This is a genomic window from Metallibacterium sp. (assembly GCF_054637675.1).
The window spans coordinates 91,461-107,588 of the sequence record NZ_JBTSRB010000003.1; the positions used below are offsets into that span (position 1 = coordinate 91,461).

Below are 16,128 nucleotides of genomic sequence, written 5' to 3' on the forward strand. Positions count from 1 at the left end.
AGGTGTCAGGCAACGCCGGCGAGTTTAGCGGCTTCTTCGAGATCCACCTGCACCAGCCGCGACACGCCCGGCTCGCGCATGGCCACGCCGCACAAGTGCTGGGCCGACTCCATGCTGGTTTTGTTGTGTGTCACGTACAAGAACTGCACGCGATCGCTCATCTCCTTGACCAGTTCGGTGAAGCGGCCAACATTGGCTTCGTCCAGCGGCGCATCGACCTCATCGAGGATGCAGAACGGCGCTGGATTGAGACGGAAAATGGCGAACACCAGAGCCACCGCGATCAGCGCCTTCTCGCCACCCGAGAGCTGCGAGATATTGCTGCTGCGTTTGCCCGGCGGCCGCGCCATGATCGCCACGCCGGCATCGAGCAAATCCTCGCCGCTGAGCTCGAGGTAGGCCGTGCCACCGCCGAACAGGCGCGGGAAAAGCTCTTGCAGGCCGGCGTTGACCTTGTCGAACGTGTCGCGAAACATCTGCCGGGTCTCGCGGTCGATCTTGCGGATCGCGGATTCCAGCGTCTGCAGCGCCTCGGTCAGATCGGCCAGTTGCGCGTCGAGGTAAGTCTTGCGCTCGGCCTGCTCGGCGTGTTCCTGGATGGCGGCGAGGTTGACAGGCTCCAGGCGGCGAATCTTCTGCTCCAGATCCAGCAGCGCGGTGCGGAAGCCGTCGATCTCGATATCCTCGGCGAGGCTGGCCAGCACTTCCTCCAGCGCCAGACCGCTGGCGCTGATGGTCGCGGCGATCTGCGCCGCGCGCAGGCGTTGCGCCTGCTCGGCCAGACGCTGCTCGGTGCCCTGCTCGCGCTGCTGCAGCAGGCGTTGTTCGGCGTGCTGGCGTTCACCTTCCAGCGCACGCAGGCTGGCTTCAACGGACTCCAGCGCGCCACGCGCGGTGACCAGCGCGCGATCGGCCAGCAGGCGCTGTTCGAGATACACGGCGCGCTCGGCTTCCAGTTCGGCCAGCGGAGCGGTGCCGGTGGCGAGTTGCGCGGCCAGCGCATCGGCGCGCGCGCGCACCTGCGCGCTTTGCGTCTGCGTGCGCGCGATCGCCTGCTCCAGCGCGGCCAGTGCGCTGCGCCGCGATTCCAACCCCAGCGCCAGTTGCCGCTGGCGCTCGCTGGCCTCGCGCAGATTCATCCGCGCCTCTTCGCGCGCTTCCAGCAGGCTGCGGCGCGCAGCTTCCAGCTCATGGCGCCGGGTTTCATCGACGCCCATGCGCGCCAGCGCGGTTTCCAGCTTGGCGTGCGCGCCGCGCGTTTCACCTTCCAGCGCTGTCAGGCGCTGCGCCACGCCACCGAGTTCCTCGTCCAGTCGTGCCAAGCGATTGCGCGCCAGTTCCAGCTTGCCGGATTGGCTTTGGCGCTGACCCGCCAATTCCGCGAGACGTCGATGCGCCTGATACAGCTCGCGCTGGGTGTCCTCGCGCAGGCGTTCGTGCTCGGTGCGCGCGACGATGGCGGCCTCCACGGCAGCGCTGGCCGCCTGCGTGGCGGCCTCGGCCTCGGCCAGCATGCTCTGCACGGATTCGATTTCGCGCGCACGCGCCAGCACGCCGGCCTGTTTGTCACCGCCGCGCAGCACGCGCAAGAAATCGCGACCCAGCCATTCGCCGCCGGGGGTGATGACACTTTGCCCCGGCGCGAGATTCGCCGCCAGCGTGCGCGCGTTGACCAGATCGGCGGCGGTATGCACGCGCGTCAGCAGGGCCAGCGCCGCAGCCGGACCCTGGGCGTGCGCGGCCAGCGTGTCGGCGGCCGCGGCATCGCTACTCGCGTGAGCAAGGCTGAGCAGGGTCAGATCGAAATCATCATCCGCGGCCAGTGCCGCGGCAGCGTCCAGCGGCTGCGCGGTGAGCACCGCGTCGAGCCAGCCGGCGAGCACGGTTTCCACCGCGCGCTCCCAGCCCGCATCCACCTTGAGCTGCGCGCCCAGGCGCGTGGCCCGCTGCAGGCCGAGGCGCTGCAGCCAACCGCGCAGACGCGCGTCGTCCTCGCCCAGCGCGGCGTGTTGCAAGGCTTCGAGTGAAGCCAGTCGTCCGCGCAGCATCTGCACATTTTGCCGCGCGCGATCCTGTGCCGCCTGCTGCTCGCATTCATGCATTTGCGCCTGCGTCAGCGCCGCCTTGTGCTGCTCCAACGCCGCGTTCATGCGTTCGACCCACTGCTGCTGCGCGCCGTGCTGTTGCTCCAGCGCGCCGATCGCGGCTTCCAGTGCGGCCAGATCGGTACCGCAGCGCTCGCGCTCCAGCGTTTCATGGCGCCGCGCCAGCTCCATATTTTCGCGATCGAGATGGCTCAGGTGCGTGCGCTCGACCTCGGCCGCGCGCGCCACATCGGCGGCCTCGCGGCTGTGCGTGTCCCAGTCCTGCTGCCACGCGGCCAGTTGTGTCTCGGCCTGCGCCAGCGCCTGTTCGTGGCGCAGCACGTCGGCGCGCAGGGTTTCGAGCTGCAGCGCGGCCTCGTCCTGGGCGCGGCGTTGCTCGCGCTGACGGGTTTGATCTTCTTCAAGCTGGTGCTCGATCTGCTGCAGTTGCGTGGCAGTTTCGGTCTGCTCGCGCTGCAGGCGCTCGCCGAGCTCGCGGTTGTGGCGCAACTGCTGTTCGACGCGCGCGACCTCGGCCCCGATCTTGTAGGTCTCGGCCTGCGCCGCGTTGAATTGCACGCCCGCTTCGGCATGCGCCGCGCGCGCGTGTTCGAGACGGTTTTCAATCTCGGCCAGCGCCGCCTGTTCGCGCTCTATCGCCAGTTCGCTGTCGCGCAGCGCCCGCTGCTGCAGCGCCAGTTCGGTGCTCAGCGCACGATATTCGAGCGCGCGCAATTCGGCCTCGCGGCGCGTCTGCTCGGTCTTCAGCGTCTGCCAACGCTCGGCCGCGCGCGCCTGGCGATTGAGGTGATCGAGCTGCTTGTCGACCTCGTCACGCACGTCGCGGATACGATCCAGATTCTCGCGCGTGGCCTTGATGCGGCTCTCGGTTTCCTTGCGCCGCTCCTTGTACTTGGAGATGCCGGCGGCTTCTTCCAGGTGCACGCGCAAATGTTCGGGCTCGGACTCGACGATGTCGGAGATCACGCCCTGCTCGATGATCGCGTAGCTGCGCGCGCCGAGGCCGGTGCCAAGGAACAGATCGGTGATGTCGCGGCGCCGACAGCGCGTGCCGTTGATGTAGTAGTTCGACTGGCCGTCGTGGCTGACCAGACGCCGCACCGAGATCTCGGCGAAGTTGGCCCATTCGCCACCCAGCTTGCCATCGGCATTGTCGAACATCAGTTCGACGCTGGCCTGCCCGGCCGGGTTGCGCGCGGTCGAGCCGGCGAAGATCACATCGGTGATGTTTTCGCTGCGCAGGCGACTGGCCGCGCTTTCACCCAGCACCCAGCGCACCGCGTCGATGATGTTGGATTTTCCACTGCCGTTGGGGCCTACCACGCAGGTGATGTTGGTCGGCAGCGACAGCGTGGTCGGGTCGACGAAGGACTTGAAACCGGCCAGCTTGATCGAGGTCAGGCGCATGCGCGTGCAGGAATCCGGTGAGCGCCGCGCTGCCCGCTGCGGCCAAGCCCGCGACTGTAGCCAATGGGCGCACGCATGTGCAACGCGGCAAGATTCGAATCAAGCTTGCAAAGTTTGTACAAGTTGCTGAAATTCATTGAATCGCGTTTCAGGAGCATCTCGTAATGGCCGTGAGCGCCGACAGCCGATGCCGGGTTCAGGGTCTGGCCGGCGGTGCCGCCTCGATTTGCAGGGCGTGGATATCGCTGTCCATCAGCGCGCCCAGCGCCGCATACACGGCGCGGTGCCGCGCCAATGGCGCCATGCCGACGAACGCGGCGCTGACGATGCGCACGCGGAAGTGCCCACGTCCATCGCGCGCGCCGGCGTGACCCGCGTGCCTGGCGCTGTCGTCGATCACGTCGAGCTCCAGTGGCGCGAACGCGGTCTGCAGGCGTGCGCGGATCAGCGCCACGCGCGCCTCGCTCATGGCAGCACCTTGCGGAATGGCTTGACCTCGACGCTGCGGTAGACGCCCGCGGCGCGGTAGGGATCGGCCTCGGCCCAGGTTCGCGCGGCGGCGAGATCGACGAACTCCGCCACGATCAGGCTGCCGCTGAAACCCGCCGGGCCGGGGTCTTCGGCATCGATCGCCGGGAACGGCCCCGCCAGCAGCAGGCGCCCCTGCTCATGCAGTGCCTGCAAGCGCGCGAGATGCGCCGGGCGCGCGGCCTTGCGCGCGGCCAGCGAGTCGGGATGGTCAGTAGCGGTGATGGCGTACCACATGGGCTGGGGCAGTCGTGAGTGGAAAGTCGGAAGTGGGAAATGCGCGTGCTGAGTGTGCGTGTGTGTGTGGCTCGCTTTTCACGAGTCCCGTATCCCGGGTCCCGGGTCCCGGCCTTCCGGCCGCATATACGGAAACAACAGCACGTCACGGATCGAGGGTACATCGGCCAGCAGCATCACCAGACGGTCAATGCCGATGCCGAGGCCGCCGGTGGGTGGCAAGCCATGTTCCAGCGCGCGGATGTAGTCGGCGTCGTAGTGCATGGCCTCGTCGTCACCACCGGCCCTGGCATCGACCTGCGCTTGAAAGCGCGCGGCCTGATCCTCGGGGTCGTTCAACTCGGAAAAACCATTGGCGATTTCCTTGCCGCCGATGAACAGTTCGAAGCGATCGGTGAGGCCCTTGTCGGTATCGCTCTCGCGCGCCAGCGGCGATACCTCGACCGGATGCTGGGTGATGAAAGTGGGCTGCACCAGGCTGGCTTCGACCGTCTTCTCGAAGATCTCCAGCAGCAGTTTGCCCCAGCCATAATCGGGCTTGATCGCCACGCCGAGGTGCCGCGCGTGCGCGGCCAGCGCGGCGCGGTCGCGCAGTTGCTCGCGCTGGATTTCCGGATTGTGCTGTAGCACCGCGTCTTCCATGCGCCAACGCCGGAACGGCGCGCCCAGGTCAATCGCGCGCCCTTCCCAACTCAGCGCGGTGCGCCCCAGCGTGGTCGCGGCGGTCGTGCGCAACAAGGCTTCGGTCAAATCCATGATGTCGCTGTACGTGGCGTAGGCCTGATACAGCTCGAGCATGGTGAATTCCGGGTTGTGGCGCGTGGACACGCCCTCGTTGCGGAAGTTGCGGTTGATCTCGTACACGCGCTCGAAACCGCCCACGACCAGCCGCTTGAGATACAGCTCGGGCGCCACGCGCAGGTACAACTGCAGGTCCAGCGCATTGTGATGGGTGATGAACGGCCGCGCCGTGGCGCCGCCTGGGATCACGTGCATCATCGGCGTTTCCACTTCCATGAAGCGCCGCGGCGCATCCTCCAGCCAGCGGCGGATGCAACCAATGACCTGCGAACGCAGGCGGAACGTGGTGCGCGCCTCGGGCGTGACGATCAGGTCGACATAGCGCTGCCGGTAACGCTGCTCGACATCGGCGAGGCCGTGCCACTTGTCCGGCAGCGGACGCAGCGCCTTGACCAGCAGCCGGATCGCGCTGACCGCCACCGACAGCTCGCCGGTTTTGGTGCGCGTCAGCGTGCCCTCGACGCCGACGATGTCGCCGATGTCCCAGCCCTTGAACGCCGCGTAGGCGTCGCCCAGCTCGGCGCGCAGAAACAACTGGATCGCGCCCGTACCGTCCTGCAGCCGCGCGAAACTGGCCTTGCCCATCACGCGCTTGGCCAGCAGGCGTCCGCCCAGGCGCACGCGGTGGCCGCTGGCGGCCAGCGCCGCGGCCGTCCAGTGCTCGGCATCGGCGTAGTCCGCGGCCAGATCGCCGGCGAAAACGTCGGGCTGGAAATCGTTGGGATAGGCGATGCCCGCCGCACGCAGCGCCTTGAGTTTTTCGCGGCGCTCGGCGATCAGCTTGTTGTCGTCGAAAGGCGGTGCGGTTGCTTCAGACATGGAATGAACTCTTCAATGGATTGCGCACCGGCAAACGCGCGTGGAAGCGGGAAAAGTCACGGTCCACCGTCCACAACTGGCTGACCCCGTGATCGACGCAGATGGCGGCGATGCGCGCGTCGTGAATCTGTGAACCGCAAACATCGGCATCGACGCAGAGTTCGGAAAGCGTGTGGAAGTGACCAGGGCTTTCATGCAGCAATTGCACCTGATCACTGGCCAGCCAGACCGACACCGCCTGCAGCGCCATGGCCAATGAAGTCGGTGTTTTGTAGATACGCCGATTCGTCACATTGCCGACGAACTCATGCACGCATGGCCACGGAATCGCCCATGGCCGACGGCTGTTGGCCAGGGCATTCATGGCAGTCAAGGCAAGAGCATGCATCTGCGCGTAATCGGGCCGATGCGCGTACACCAGGATGGTGGTGTCGACCGCGATCATCGCCGCCGGCTCTCTTCCTTGATCTTGCTCCACGAGGCATCGGCAAAAGCCTCGGTGAAGCCTGCCCTGCCATCAAACACCAGCGATTCGACCACTGTCGGAGCGCTACGCACGGGTTTGCCCAGCACATGCTGCAGACCCTGTTCCACCAAGGCGCGCAGCGTGGTGCCATCGCGCTGACTGACGCTGCGGGCGCGCTTGAGCAATGCGTCATTGATTTCAATGGTGGTCTTCATCTGGACTCCCGTACACCATGATATGGGCACCCATATTCTAGTTGTTGAATGCGTGCCATCAAGCATCCGCGCGCTTGGAGCCGACTTCCAGACCAGCCTTCAGGCTACCCTCGACGAACTCATCGAGATCACCATCGAGCACCTTTTGCGTATCCGAACGTTCGATGCCGGTGCGCAGGTCCTTGATGCGCGACTGATCGAGCACGTAATTGCGAATCTGGCTGCCCCAGCCGATGTCGGACTTGGTGGCCTCGACCGCGGCCTTCTCGACGTTGCGCTTGTGCAGCTCCAGCTCGTAGAGCTTGGCCTTGAGCATCTTCATCGCGCGGTCGCGGTTGGCATGCTGGCTGCGCTCGGTCTGGCAGGCCACCACGGTGTTGGTCGGCACGTGGGTGATGCGCACCGCGGATTCGGTCTTGTTGACGTGCTGGCCACCCGCGCCGGAGGACCGATACACGTCGGTCTTCAGGTCGGCGGGGTTGATCGCGATGTCGATGTCGTCGTCCACTTCGGGCGCGACGAACACGCTGCCGAAGCTGGTGTGGCGGCGGTTGTCCGAGTCGAACGGACTCTTGCGCACCAGGCGGTGCACGCCGGTTTCGGTCTTCAGCCAGCCGTAGGCGTAATCGCCCTCGACGCGGAAGGTGGCCGACTTGATGCCCGCGACCTCGCCCGCGCTGGCTTCCAGCAGCTCGGTCTTCCAGCCGCGCGACTCGGCCCAGCGCAGATACATGCGCAGCAGCATTTCGGCCCAGTCCTGTGCCTCGGTGCCGCCGGCGCCGGCCTGGATATCGACAAACGCGTTGCTGCTGTCCATCTTGCCGGCGAACATGCGCCGAAACTCCAGCGTGCCGACGCGGCCGGCCAGCGCATCGACATCGGTGGCGACGGCCTTGATCGAAGCCTCGTCGCCATCGGCAATCGCCAGATCGAGCAGTTCGGCGGCGTCGTTCAGCCCACCGCCGATCGCATCCAGACCCTCGACGATCTGCGCCAGCCGCGCACGCTCGCGGCCCAGTTCCTGCGCGTGTGCCGGATCGTCCCAGACCTTGGGCAGCTCCAGCTCGCGGTTGACCTCTTCCAGACGCTCGCGTTTGCCCGCGTAGTCAAAGATACCCCCTGAGCGCGGCGACGCGCTCGCGCAGGTCTGCGATCAGATTCTGGATGGGGTTGGTCTCGATCATGGACGACGCGCCGTATAAAGCACTTGAGGATAGCAGAGCACCACGCAATACCTGGAGCCTTCATCCTGCCCGAATCAGGTACGGATCAGCACATGCACGCATTCATTGGCAACCCTACCCCTCACTCCGATTCGATGTGCTGCAGCAGCAGTTGCAGACGCTCGCGGCCTTGCCAGGTGTCGAGTTGCAGGCGATAGGCCGCACGCATGGACGTGGGCGGCCGCTCGCCGTGCGGCTGAAAATACACGGCGTCGAGCTCGGGGCCGTGCGGCAGTGTTTGCAGACGCAGGCGCCAGTGGCCGCCGCTGAGTAGGCGCCAATGCAAACAGACGAAGTGGCCCTCGAACAGCGGCTCGGGAAAACCCTGCCCCCACGGGCCGCCGTCGCGCAGCGCGCGCGCTAGATCAAGGCTGAACTCGCCGGGCTGCAATTCGCCATCGGTCCACAGCAGCGGGGTCAGCGCTGCGGGATCGAGACGCGCGCGCACGGCGACATCAAAGGCGCGCGCGAAGCGTGCATAGTCGGCGCTGCGCAGGTTCAGGCCCGCGGCCATGGCGTGGCCGCCGAAGCGCGGCAGCAGGCCGGGATGCGCGGCGGCGACATCAGCCAGCACATCGCGGATATGCAAACCAGGAATCGAGCGCGCCGAACCGCGCAGTTCGCCGGGCGCACCGGCCGCGGGCGCGAACGCCACCACCGGGCGATGCAATTGCTCTTTCAGGCGCGCGGCCACCAGCCCGACCACGCCCTCGTGCCAGCCTGGCTGATACAGGCACACGCCCCAGGTATCGGCGGCGCGATCGGCGTCGGCCAGCGCCAGTGCCTCGTCGAGCATGCCGGCCTGCACGTCGCGGCGCTCGGCATTGATGGCATGCAACTGCGCGGCCAGCATCGCGGCGCGCGCGGCGTCATCGGTGAGCAGACATTCGATGCCGATGCGCATGTCGTCCAGCCTTCCCGCGGCATTGATGCGCGGTGCCAGCGCGAAACCCAGATCGCTGGCCGCGGCCGTGCGCGCATCGCGACCGCTGACCGCGAACAAGGCCGCGATGCCCGGCGTGCTGCGTCCGCCGCGCATGCGCGCCAGCCCGGCGCGCGCGAGGGCGCGATTGTTGGCATCCAGCGGCACCAGATCGGCCACCGTGCCCAGCGCGACCAGATCCAGCAGCGGTGTCAGATCCGGCTCCGCGGCGTTGTGATAACGCCCTTGCGCGCGCAGCGCGGCGCGCAGACCCAGCAGCAGATAAAACATCACGCCGACACCGGCCAGCGCGCTGCTGGCGAAGGTTTCGCCAGGCAGGTTCGGGTTGAGGATGGCATCGGCCGCGGGCAGCGCGACGCCGGGCAGATGATGATCGGTGACCAGCACGCGACTGCCGCGCGCGCGCGCCGCGGCCACGCCCTCCAGCGCGGCGATGCCGTTGTCCACGGTGATCAACAGATCGGGCGCCTGCGCGAGGGTTGCGACCAGCGCCGGGCTCAATCCATAGCCGTGCACGAAGCGATTGGGCACCGCGTAATCGATGTGGCGCGCGCCGAGCAGACGCAGGCCGCGTACGCCGACGGCGATGCCGGTGGCACCATCGCAATCGTAATCGCCGACGATCAGGATGCGCCCGTCGCGCGCCAGCACGTCGCCGAGCAGCGCGACCGCGGCGGCCATGCCGGAAAAACTGTGCGGCGGATGCAGCGCGGCAAGACGCGGCGCGATACTCGCGGCATCCAGCGCGCCGCGCGCGGCATACACGCGCGCCAGCACCGGATGCAGTTCATGCGGCAACAACGCGGCGGCGTTCACCATGCGCTGGCGCAGACGACTCACGGCCGCCATGCGCGCCGCCAGAAGCGCCAGCGCTGCGCCACCGTGATGCGCCAGCGCGCGCCGTCGAGAAACGCCAGGCGCAGCACAGCGTCGCGCCGCAATCGGCGCACGGCGGAATCAAGCAACTGCTGCACGTCTGGCGGGGTGTGCGCCGCCAGATCGACCCACGTATCGCCCAGCCCGCGCAGTTGCGCCGCGTCGCTGCAAACCGTTACGCGCGCATGCTGCGCCAGCGCGCGCGCCAGCGGGTCAGCGGACAGCAACCGGGAAAGCGTGGTGCGCGGCCGCGACGGCAGCGCACCACCGCCCCACAGCCACAGCGCATTGACCGGCGCCAGCCCTTGCTGCGCGCGCGCGCGATTGCGCGGATGCTGGTGCAGCAGCACTTGCAGTTCGGTGAACAGCGCGCGCCAGCGTCGGCCTTCGGCGCCTTGCGGCAGATGCGCCAGCAGGTGTTCACCGAGCACCGTCTCGGGCGCGGCGAAGCTGGGCAACGGACTGCCCACGGGCAGGCGCAATTGCCAGCGATCGGGCGTGCTGATTTCCAGCAGCATGCCGGCATCACCCAGCAGCGGGCGCAGCGGGCGCGCGAGTTCTTCGGCCTCGTCACGCGCGAGGCCCAGTGCGCCGCAGGCCAGCAGCCGCGCGCCGGCGGGTTCGGCCTGCACCCACGCCGGATCGGCGCACAGCCATACGTTCTCACCCGCATCGTGCGCCTGCGCCTCGCGCAACAGCGCCGCCACCGGCAGGCCGGGGCCGGGCACGGCGAACACTTCGGTCAAGGCCGCGAGCAAACCCGGTGTCTGCGCCGGCTCGCGATCGCCACGCCCGAGCAGGCGCGGCAGCGCGGACACTCCAGAGAGTCGCGACAAGGGCGGCAGCAACAAGGTCTGCGTGGACATGCCTGAAGCCTAGCGCCGATTCGTGGAGATGCTGGTATGCGCGGGCAGCGCCGGCATCACGTCGCGGCCGGTTCGAGCTGCGCGTACAGATCCAGCCACTCGGCTTCGAGGCGCGCGTGCTCGCTGCGCAAACCGGCCTGCTGCTGCAGCAGGCGCGTCAGTTCGGCATCGGCGCCGGCGTACAGCTTCGGATCAGCCAACTGCTGCTCCAGCGCCGTGAGCGCGTCGGCCAGCGTCTGCATGCGCTGCTCGGTTTTCTGCAACTGCTGACGCAGTGGTTTCTCGCGCTCGCGCTGCTGCGCCGCCTGACGCCGGCGCTCGCGCGCGTTGATCTCGGGCCTGGCCGCGTGCGTATCGCTGGTGCGCGCGGCGCGCGTCGAGGTGGATTGCAGCGCGGCGTAATCGTCGAGATCGCCATCGAACGGCTGCACGCCGCCGTCGTGCACGCGCCAGAAGCGCTCGCACACCAGGCCCAGCAGATGCCGGTCGTGCGCCACCAGCAGCAATGCGCCGGGGTAGTCATTGAGCGCCTCGGCCAGCGCCTCGCGCATCTCCAGATCGAGGTGATTGGTGGGCTCGTCGAGCACTAGCAGGTTGGGCTTGCTCCAGGCGATCAGCGCCAGCGCCAGACGCGCGCGCTCGCCGCCGGAAAACGCCTCGACCGGCTCGAACGCGCGCGCGCCGGCGAATTGCCATTGGCCCAGCCAGTCGCGCAGCACCTGCGGCGCGGCGCGCGGCGCCAGATCGGACAAATGCGTGTAGGCGCTATGCCCGGCGCGCAGACTTTCCACCGTGTGCTGAGCGAAGTAGCCGATGACCATGTCCTTGTGCGCCTGGCGCGTGCCGCCCTGCAGCGGCAGATCGCCGACCAGCGCCTTGACCAGGGTGGATTTGCCGGCGCCGTTGCGCCCCAGCAGGCCGATGCGATCGCCGGCCTGCACGCCGCAGCGCACGTTTTCCAGAATCTCGCGACCGGGATAACCGATCGCGGCATCATCCAGCGCCAGCAGCGACTCCGGCTGACGCTCGGGTTCCGGAAAGCTGAAACGGAACGCTTCCGCCGAACGCAGTACCGCGGTGTCACCGAGTTTTTCCAGGCGCTTCATGCGCGACTGCGCCTGCTTGGCCTTGGTCGCCTGGGCCTTGAAGCGATCGATGAAGGACTGCAGGTGCGCGCGCTCGGCCTGCTCGCGCGCGCGCGCCGCCTGCTGCTGCTTGAGCTGCTCGGCGCGCTGGCGTTCGAAGGCGCTGTAGTTGCCGGCGTAGGCGCGCGCCGCGCCGTTTTCGATATGCAGGATCTGCGTGCACACCGCATCCAGAAACTCGCGGTCATGCGAGATCAGCAACAGCGTGCCCGCATAGCGCTGCAGCCAGATTTCCAGCCACAGCACCGCATCCAGATCGAGATGATTGGTGGGCTCGTCCAGCAGCAGCAGGTCCGAGGGCGCCATCAGCGCGCGCGCCAGATTCAGGCGCGCGCGCCAACCGCCGGAAAAACTCGCCACCGCGTGCTGGTGCGTTTCCGGCGCGAAGCCGAGGCCGTACAGCAGGCGCGCGGCGCGCGCCTCGGCGTCGTAACCGTGCAAGGCCTCGATGCGCAGGTGCGCGTGCGCCGCGGCTTCGTGGTCCTCGGCCGCCGCGGCCTGCGTGGCGGCAAGATGCGCGGCGTGCAGTTCGGCATCGCCGCCGAGCACGAAATCCAGCGCCGTTTCCGGCAACGGTGGCGTTTCCTGGTCGACCGCGGCCATGCGCAAACCGGAGGGCATGTCGAGGCTGCCGGCATCGACTTCCAGCTCGCCCTTGAGCGTGGCGAACAGACTCGACTTGCCGCTGCCGTTGCGCCCGACCACGCCGACGCGCCAGCCGGCGTGCACGTTCAGATCGAGGCCGGACAGCAGCAGCCTGCCGCCACGACGCAGCGCGACAGCACGGAAGGAAATCACTCGTAGCGCACGCCGACAATATCGAAACAGCGCAGGCCGGCCGGTGCGTTGAAATCCACGCTGTCGCCGGCGCTTTTGCCGATCAGGCTGCGCGCGAACGGGCTGCTGACCGAGATCAACCCCGCCTTGATGTCGGCCTCGAGGTCACCGACGATCTGGTAGGTGATGGTCTCGCCACTGTCCGCGTCCTCGAGTTGCACGGTGGCGCCGAACACGATGCGCGGCGCGGCGTTGAGGCGCGCCACGTCGATGATCTCGGCGAACGACAGCGCGGCCTCCAGCTCGTTGATGCGACCTTCGATGAAGCCCTGTTGTTCGCGCGCGGCGTGGTACTCGGCGTTTTCCTTCAGATCGCCGTGCGCGCGCGCCTCGGCGATGGCGTGGATCACGCGCGGTCGCGCGACGCTTTTCAATCGCTCCAGTTCGCCGCGCAGACGCTCGGAGCCTTTTCGGGTCATGGGGGCGCGCTTCACGCGTGCAGCTCCTGATGCAGTTCCTGCAGGCTCAGCACCTCGCCCTGGCCACGGAAATCCAGCGAGTGCAGCAAGGCGCGCGCGCCTGCGATGGTGGTGGAATAGGTGATGCGCAGTTGCAACGCCTCACGCCGGATCGAGAACGAGTCAGCGATGGCCTGCTTGCCCTCGGTGGTATTGACGATGAACACGATCTCGCCGTTCTTGATCAGATCGACGATGTGCGGCCGACCTTCGAGCACCTTGTTGATGCGCTCGCAGAGTACACCGTGGCCGCTCAGAAACGCAGCCGTGCCGCCGCTGGCGACCAGGCCATAACCGCGCCGCAGCAGGTCCAGCGCCACCGGCAGCAGGCGCTCCTTGTCGGCGTCGCGCACCGACAGAAATGCCTTGCCCAGCGGCGGCGCCTTGATCCCGGCGGCCTCGTGCGCGCGCGCGAATGCCGCGCCAAAACTGCGCCCCACGCCCATCACCTCGCCGGTGGAGCGCATCTCCGGACCGAGGATCGGATCCACGTTCTGGAACTTGGCGAACGGGAAAATCGCCTCCTTCACCGAGTAGTAGTCCGGCACCACTTCGCGCGTGCTGCCCTGCTCCACCAGCGAGCGCCCGGCCATGCAGCGCGCGGCGATCTTGGCCAGTGCCACGCCGCTGGCCTTGGACACGAACGGCACCGTGCGCGAGGCGCGCGGATTCACCTCGAGGATGTAAATGGTCTCGCCCTGCACCGCGAACTGCGTGTTCATCAACCCGTTGACCTTGAGCGCGCGCGCCAGTTGCGTGACCTGCGTGCGCAGTTGCGCCTGTAGCGCAGGCGACAGCGAATACGGCGGCAGTGAGCAGGATGAATCGCCGGAGTGCACGCCGGCTTCCTCGATGTGCTCCATGATGCCGCCGACCAGCACGTTGCCTTCGGCATCGGCGACGACATCGACGTCCACCTCGATGGCGTTGTCCAGAAAGCGATCGAGCAGCACCGGCGAGCGCTCGGACACGCGCACCGCATCGCGGATGTAGCGCGCCAGATCGGCATCGGAATACACCACTTCCATGGCGCGCCCGCCGAGCACGTAGCTGGGGCGCACCACCAACGGATAACCGATCTCGCGCGCCAGCAGCAACGCTTCGTCGGCGTTGCGCGCGGTGCGGTTGCGTGGCTGCAACAGGCCCAGTGCGGTGACCAGCTTCTGGAAACGCTCGCGGTCCTCGGCCAGATCGATCGAGTCGGGACTGGTGCCGATCACCGGCACGCCGTTGGCTTCCAGTGCCTGCGCCAGTTTCAGCGGCGTCTGCCCGCCGTACTGCACGATCACGCCGACGGGTTTTTCCAGCTCGACGATTTCCAGCACGTCTTCCAGCGTCAGCGGCTCGAAGTACAAACGATCGGAGGTGTCGTAGTCGGTGGACACGGTCTCCGGGTTGCAGTTGACCATGATGGTCTCGAAACCGTCCTCGCGCAGCGCCAGCGCGGCGTGCACGCAACAGTAATCGAACTCGATGCCCTGACCGATGCGGTTGGGCCCGCCGCCGAGCACCATGATTTTTTTGCGTGTGGTCGGCGCGGCTTCGCACTCGTCCTCGTAGGTCGAGTACAGATACGCGGTGCTGGTGGCGAACTCGGCCGCGCACGAATCCACGCGCTTGTACACCGGACGCACACCCAGCGCGTGGCGCAGATGGCGCAACGCCGCCTCGTCGGTGCCGACCAGCGCGGCCAGGCGCGCATCGGCGAAGCCAAGCCGCTTGAGTGCGCGCAGGCGCGCGGCGTCCAGCGTTTTCAAGCCACCCTCGCGCACACGCGCTTCTTCCAGAACCAGATCCTCGATCACCGCCAGAAACCACGGGTCGATGCGCGTCAGCGCGTGGATTTCCTGCAGCACCAGACCGGCGCGGAAGGCATCGGCCACATAGAACAAGCGCTCGGGGCTGGGCTCGCGCAACTCGCGCTTCAGGCGCACCTGATCGTCGGGCAGCGACAGGTCAAGCTCGGTCGGATCCAGGCCGTTCTTGCCGATCTCCAGCCCGCGCAACGCTTTTTGCAGCGATTCGTGCATGCTGCGACCGATCGCCATGACCTCGCCCACTGATTTCATCTGCGTGGTCAGGCGCGCGTCGGCGGCGGGGAATTTCTCGAACGCGAAGCGCGGAATCTTGGTGACCACGTAATCGATGCTGGGCTCGAAGCTGGCCGGGGTCTTGCCGCCGGTGATCTCGTTGCGCAGCTCGTCCAGCGTGTAGCCCACCGCCAGCTTGGCCGCGACCTTGGCGATCGGGAAACCGGTGGCTTTGGACGCCAGCGCCGAGGAGCGCGACACGCGCGGGTTCATCTCGATGACCACCACGCGGCCGTCCTCGGCGTTGATGCCGAACTGCACGTTGCTGCCGCCGGTATCCACGCCGATCTTGCGCAGCACGGCGATGCTGGCATCGCGCAGGCGCTGGTATTCCTTGTCGGTGAGCGTCTGCGCCGGCGCCACGGTGATGCTGTCGCCGGTGTGCACGCCCATCGGATCGAGATTCTCGATCGAGCAGACGATGATGCAGTTGTCCGCCTTGTCGCGGACCACCTCCATCTCGAACTCCTTCCAGCCCAGCACCGATTCCTCGACCAGCACCTCGTGCACCGGCGAGAGTTCCAGACCGCGCTTGACGATTTCCTCGAGCTCCTCGCGGTTGTAGGCGATGCCACCGCCGCTGCCGCCGAGGGTGAAGCTGGGGCGGATGATGGTCGGATAACCCACCTGCGCCTGCACCTCGAGCGCCTGTTCGAAGCTGCGCGCCATCGCGGCCTTGGGGCATGCCAGGCCGATCTCCTGCATGGCCACGCGAAACAACTCGCGGTCCTCGGCCATGCGGATCGCATCGCGCGAGGCGCCGATCAGCTCGACGCCGTGTTTTTCCAGCACGCCGTTGTCGGCCAGATCCAGCGCGCAGTTCAGCGCGGTCTGCCCGCCCATGGTCGGCAGCAGCGCATCGGGTTTCTCCTTGGCGATGATGCGTTCCAGCGACTGCCAGGTGAGCGGCTCGATATATACCGCGTCGGCCATGTCCGGATCGGTCATGATCGTCGCCGGATTGCTGTTGACCAGCACCACGCGATAGCCCTCCTCGCGCAGCGCCTTGCACGCCTGCGCGCCGGAGTAGTCGAACTCGCAGGCCTGGCCGATCACGATCGGACCGGCGCCGATCAGCAGAATGGTTTTGAGGTCTGAACGACGGGGCATGG

Annotated in this window: 13 protein-coding genes; 1 reads left to right on the top strand and 12 read right to left on the bottom strand. The window is 67.3% G+C overall.

Annotation, left to right across the window (positions count from 1 at the left end):
- Nucleotides 1-5: 5 nt before the first annotated feature.
- Complete coding sequence (smc, locus tag ACYDAT_RS01900; protein WP_461448312.1) at nucleotides 6-3,512, bottom strand: chromosome segregation protein SMC; 3,507 nt, start codon at nucleotides 3,510-3,512, stop codon at nucleotides 6-8.
- Between the two features lie 17 nt (nucleotides 3,513-3,529).
- Between smc and ACYDAT_RS01905 the strand changes: the two genes are divergently transcribed.
- Nucleotides 3,530-3,652: a hypothetical protein gene (locus tag ACYDAT_RS01905; protein ID WP_461438321.1), complete on the top strand. Its 123-nt coding sequence runs from the start codon at nucleotides 3,530-3,532 to the stop codon at nucleotides 3,650-3,652.
- 56 nt (nucleotides 3,653-3,708) lie between these two features.
- Here ACYDAT_RS01905 and ACYDAT_RS01910 read toward each other — a convergent pair whose 3' ends face one another.
- From ACYDAT_RS01910 to carB, 11 genes are all read right to left on the bottom strand, one after another.
- Nucleotides 3,709-3,981: a BolA family protein gene (locus tag ACYDAT_RS01910; protein WP_461438322.1), complete on the bottom strand. Its 273-nt coding sequence runs from the start codon at nucleotides 3,979-3,981 to the stop codon at nucleotides 3,709-3,711.
- Entirely contained in the window at nucleotides 3,978-4,277 is a 300-nt protein-coding gene (locus tag ACYDAT_RS01915; protein ID WP_461438323.1) for a YciI family protein, read from the bottom strand. The genes ACYDAT_RS01910 and ACYDAT_RS01915 overlap by 4 nt, the downstream gene beginning before the upstream one ends.
- A 78-nt stretch (nucleotides 4,278-4,355) precedes the next feature.
- Nucleotides 4,356-5,897, bottom strand: coding sequence for a lysine--tRNA ligase (gene lysS, locus ACYDAT_RS01920; RefSeq protein ID WP_461438324.1), 1,542 nt, complete (start codon nucleotides 5,895-5,897; stop codon nucleotides 4,356-4,358).
- Nucleotides 5,890-6,342, bottom strand: coding sequence for a TA system VapC family ribonuclease toxin (locus tag ACYDAT_RS01925; RefSeq protein ID WP_461441844.1), 453 nt, complete (start codon nucleotides 6,340-6,342; stop codon nucleotides 5,890-5,892). The genes lysS and ACYDAT_RS01925 overlap by 8 nt, the downstream gene beginning before the upstream one ends.
- Nucleotides 6,339-6,578 carry a type II toxin-antitoxin system VapB family antitoxin gene (locus tag ACYDAT_RS01930; RefSeq protein ID WP_461438326.1) on the bottom strand — a complete coding sequence of 80 codons (240 nt, stop codon included), beginning with the start codon at nucleotides 6,576-6,578 and terminating at the stop codon, nucleotides 6,339-6,341. Before ACYDAT_RS01930 ends, ACYDAT_RS01925 begins: the two co-directional genes overlap by 4 nt.
- Nucleotides 6,579-6,636: 58 nt before the next feature.
- A protein-coding gene (gene prfB, locus ACYDAT_RS01935; protein WP_461438327.1) for a peptide chain release factor 2 occupies nucleotides 6,637-7,762 on the bottom strand; the annotation gives its coding sequence in 2 pieces (ribosomal slippage) (nucleotides 6,637-7,686 and nucleotides 7,688-7,762; 1,125 coding nt in all).
- A 121-nt stretch (nucleotides 7,763-7,883) separates the two neighbouring features.
- Nucleotides 7,884-9,593: a single-stranded-DNA-specific exonuclease RecJ gene (gene recJ / locus ACYDAT_RS01940; RefSeq protein ID WP_461438328.1), complete on the bottom strand. Its 1,710-nt coding sequence runs from the start codon at nucleotides 9,591-9,593 to the stop codon at nucleotides 7,884-7,886.
- The gene (locus ACYDAT_RS01945; protein ID WP_461438329.1) at nucleotides 9,581-10,486 is read right to left on the bottom strand and encodes a phosphoglycerate mutase; all 906 of its coding nucleotides are present in this window, start codon (nucleotides 10,484-10,486) and stop codon (nucleotides 9,581-9,583) included. Before ACYDAT_RS01945 ends, recJ begins: the two co-directional genes overlap by 13 nt.
- Nucleotides 10,487-10,542: 56 nt before the next feature.
- Complete coding sequence (locus tag ACYDAT_RS01950) at nucleotides 10,543-12,429, bottom strand: ABC-F family ATP-binding cassette domain-containing protein (RefSeq protein ID WP_461448313.1); 1,887 nt, start codon at nucleotides 12,427-12,429, stop codon at nucleotides 10,543-10,545.
- Nucleotides 12,426-12,902 carry a transcription elongation factor GreA gene (gene greA / locus ACYDAT_RS01955; protein ID WP_461448314.1) on the bottom strand — a complete coding sequence of 159 codons (477 nt, stop codon included), beginning with the start codon at nucleotides 12,900-12,902 and terminating at the stop codon, nucleotides 12,426-12,428. The genes ACYDAT_RS01950 and greA overlap by 4 nt, the downstream gene beginning before the upstream one ends.
- A complete protein-coding gene (gene carB / locus ACYDAT_RS01960) occupies nucleotides 12,899-16,126 on the bottom strand; it encodes a carbamoyl-phosphate synthase large subunit (protein ID WP_461438331.1) in 3,228 nt (1,075 codons plus the stop codon). Before carB ends, greA begins: the two co-directional genes overlap by 4 nt.
- Between the last annotated feature and the right edge of the window lie 2 nt (nucleotides 16,127-16,128).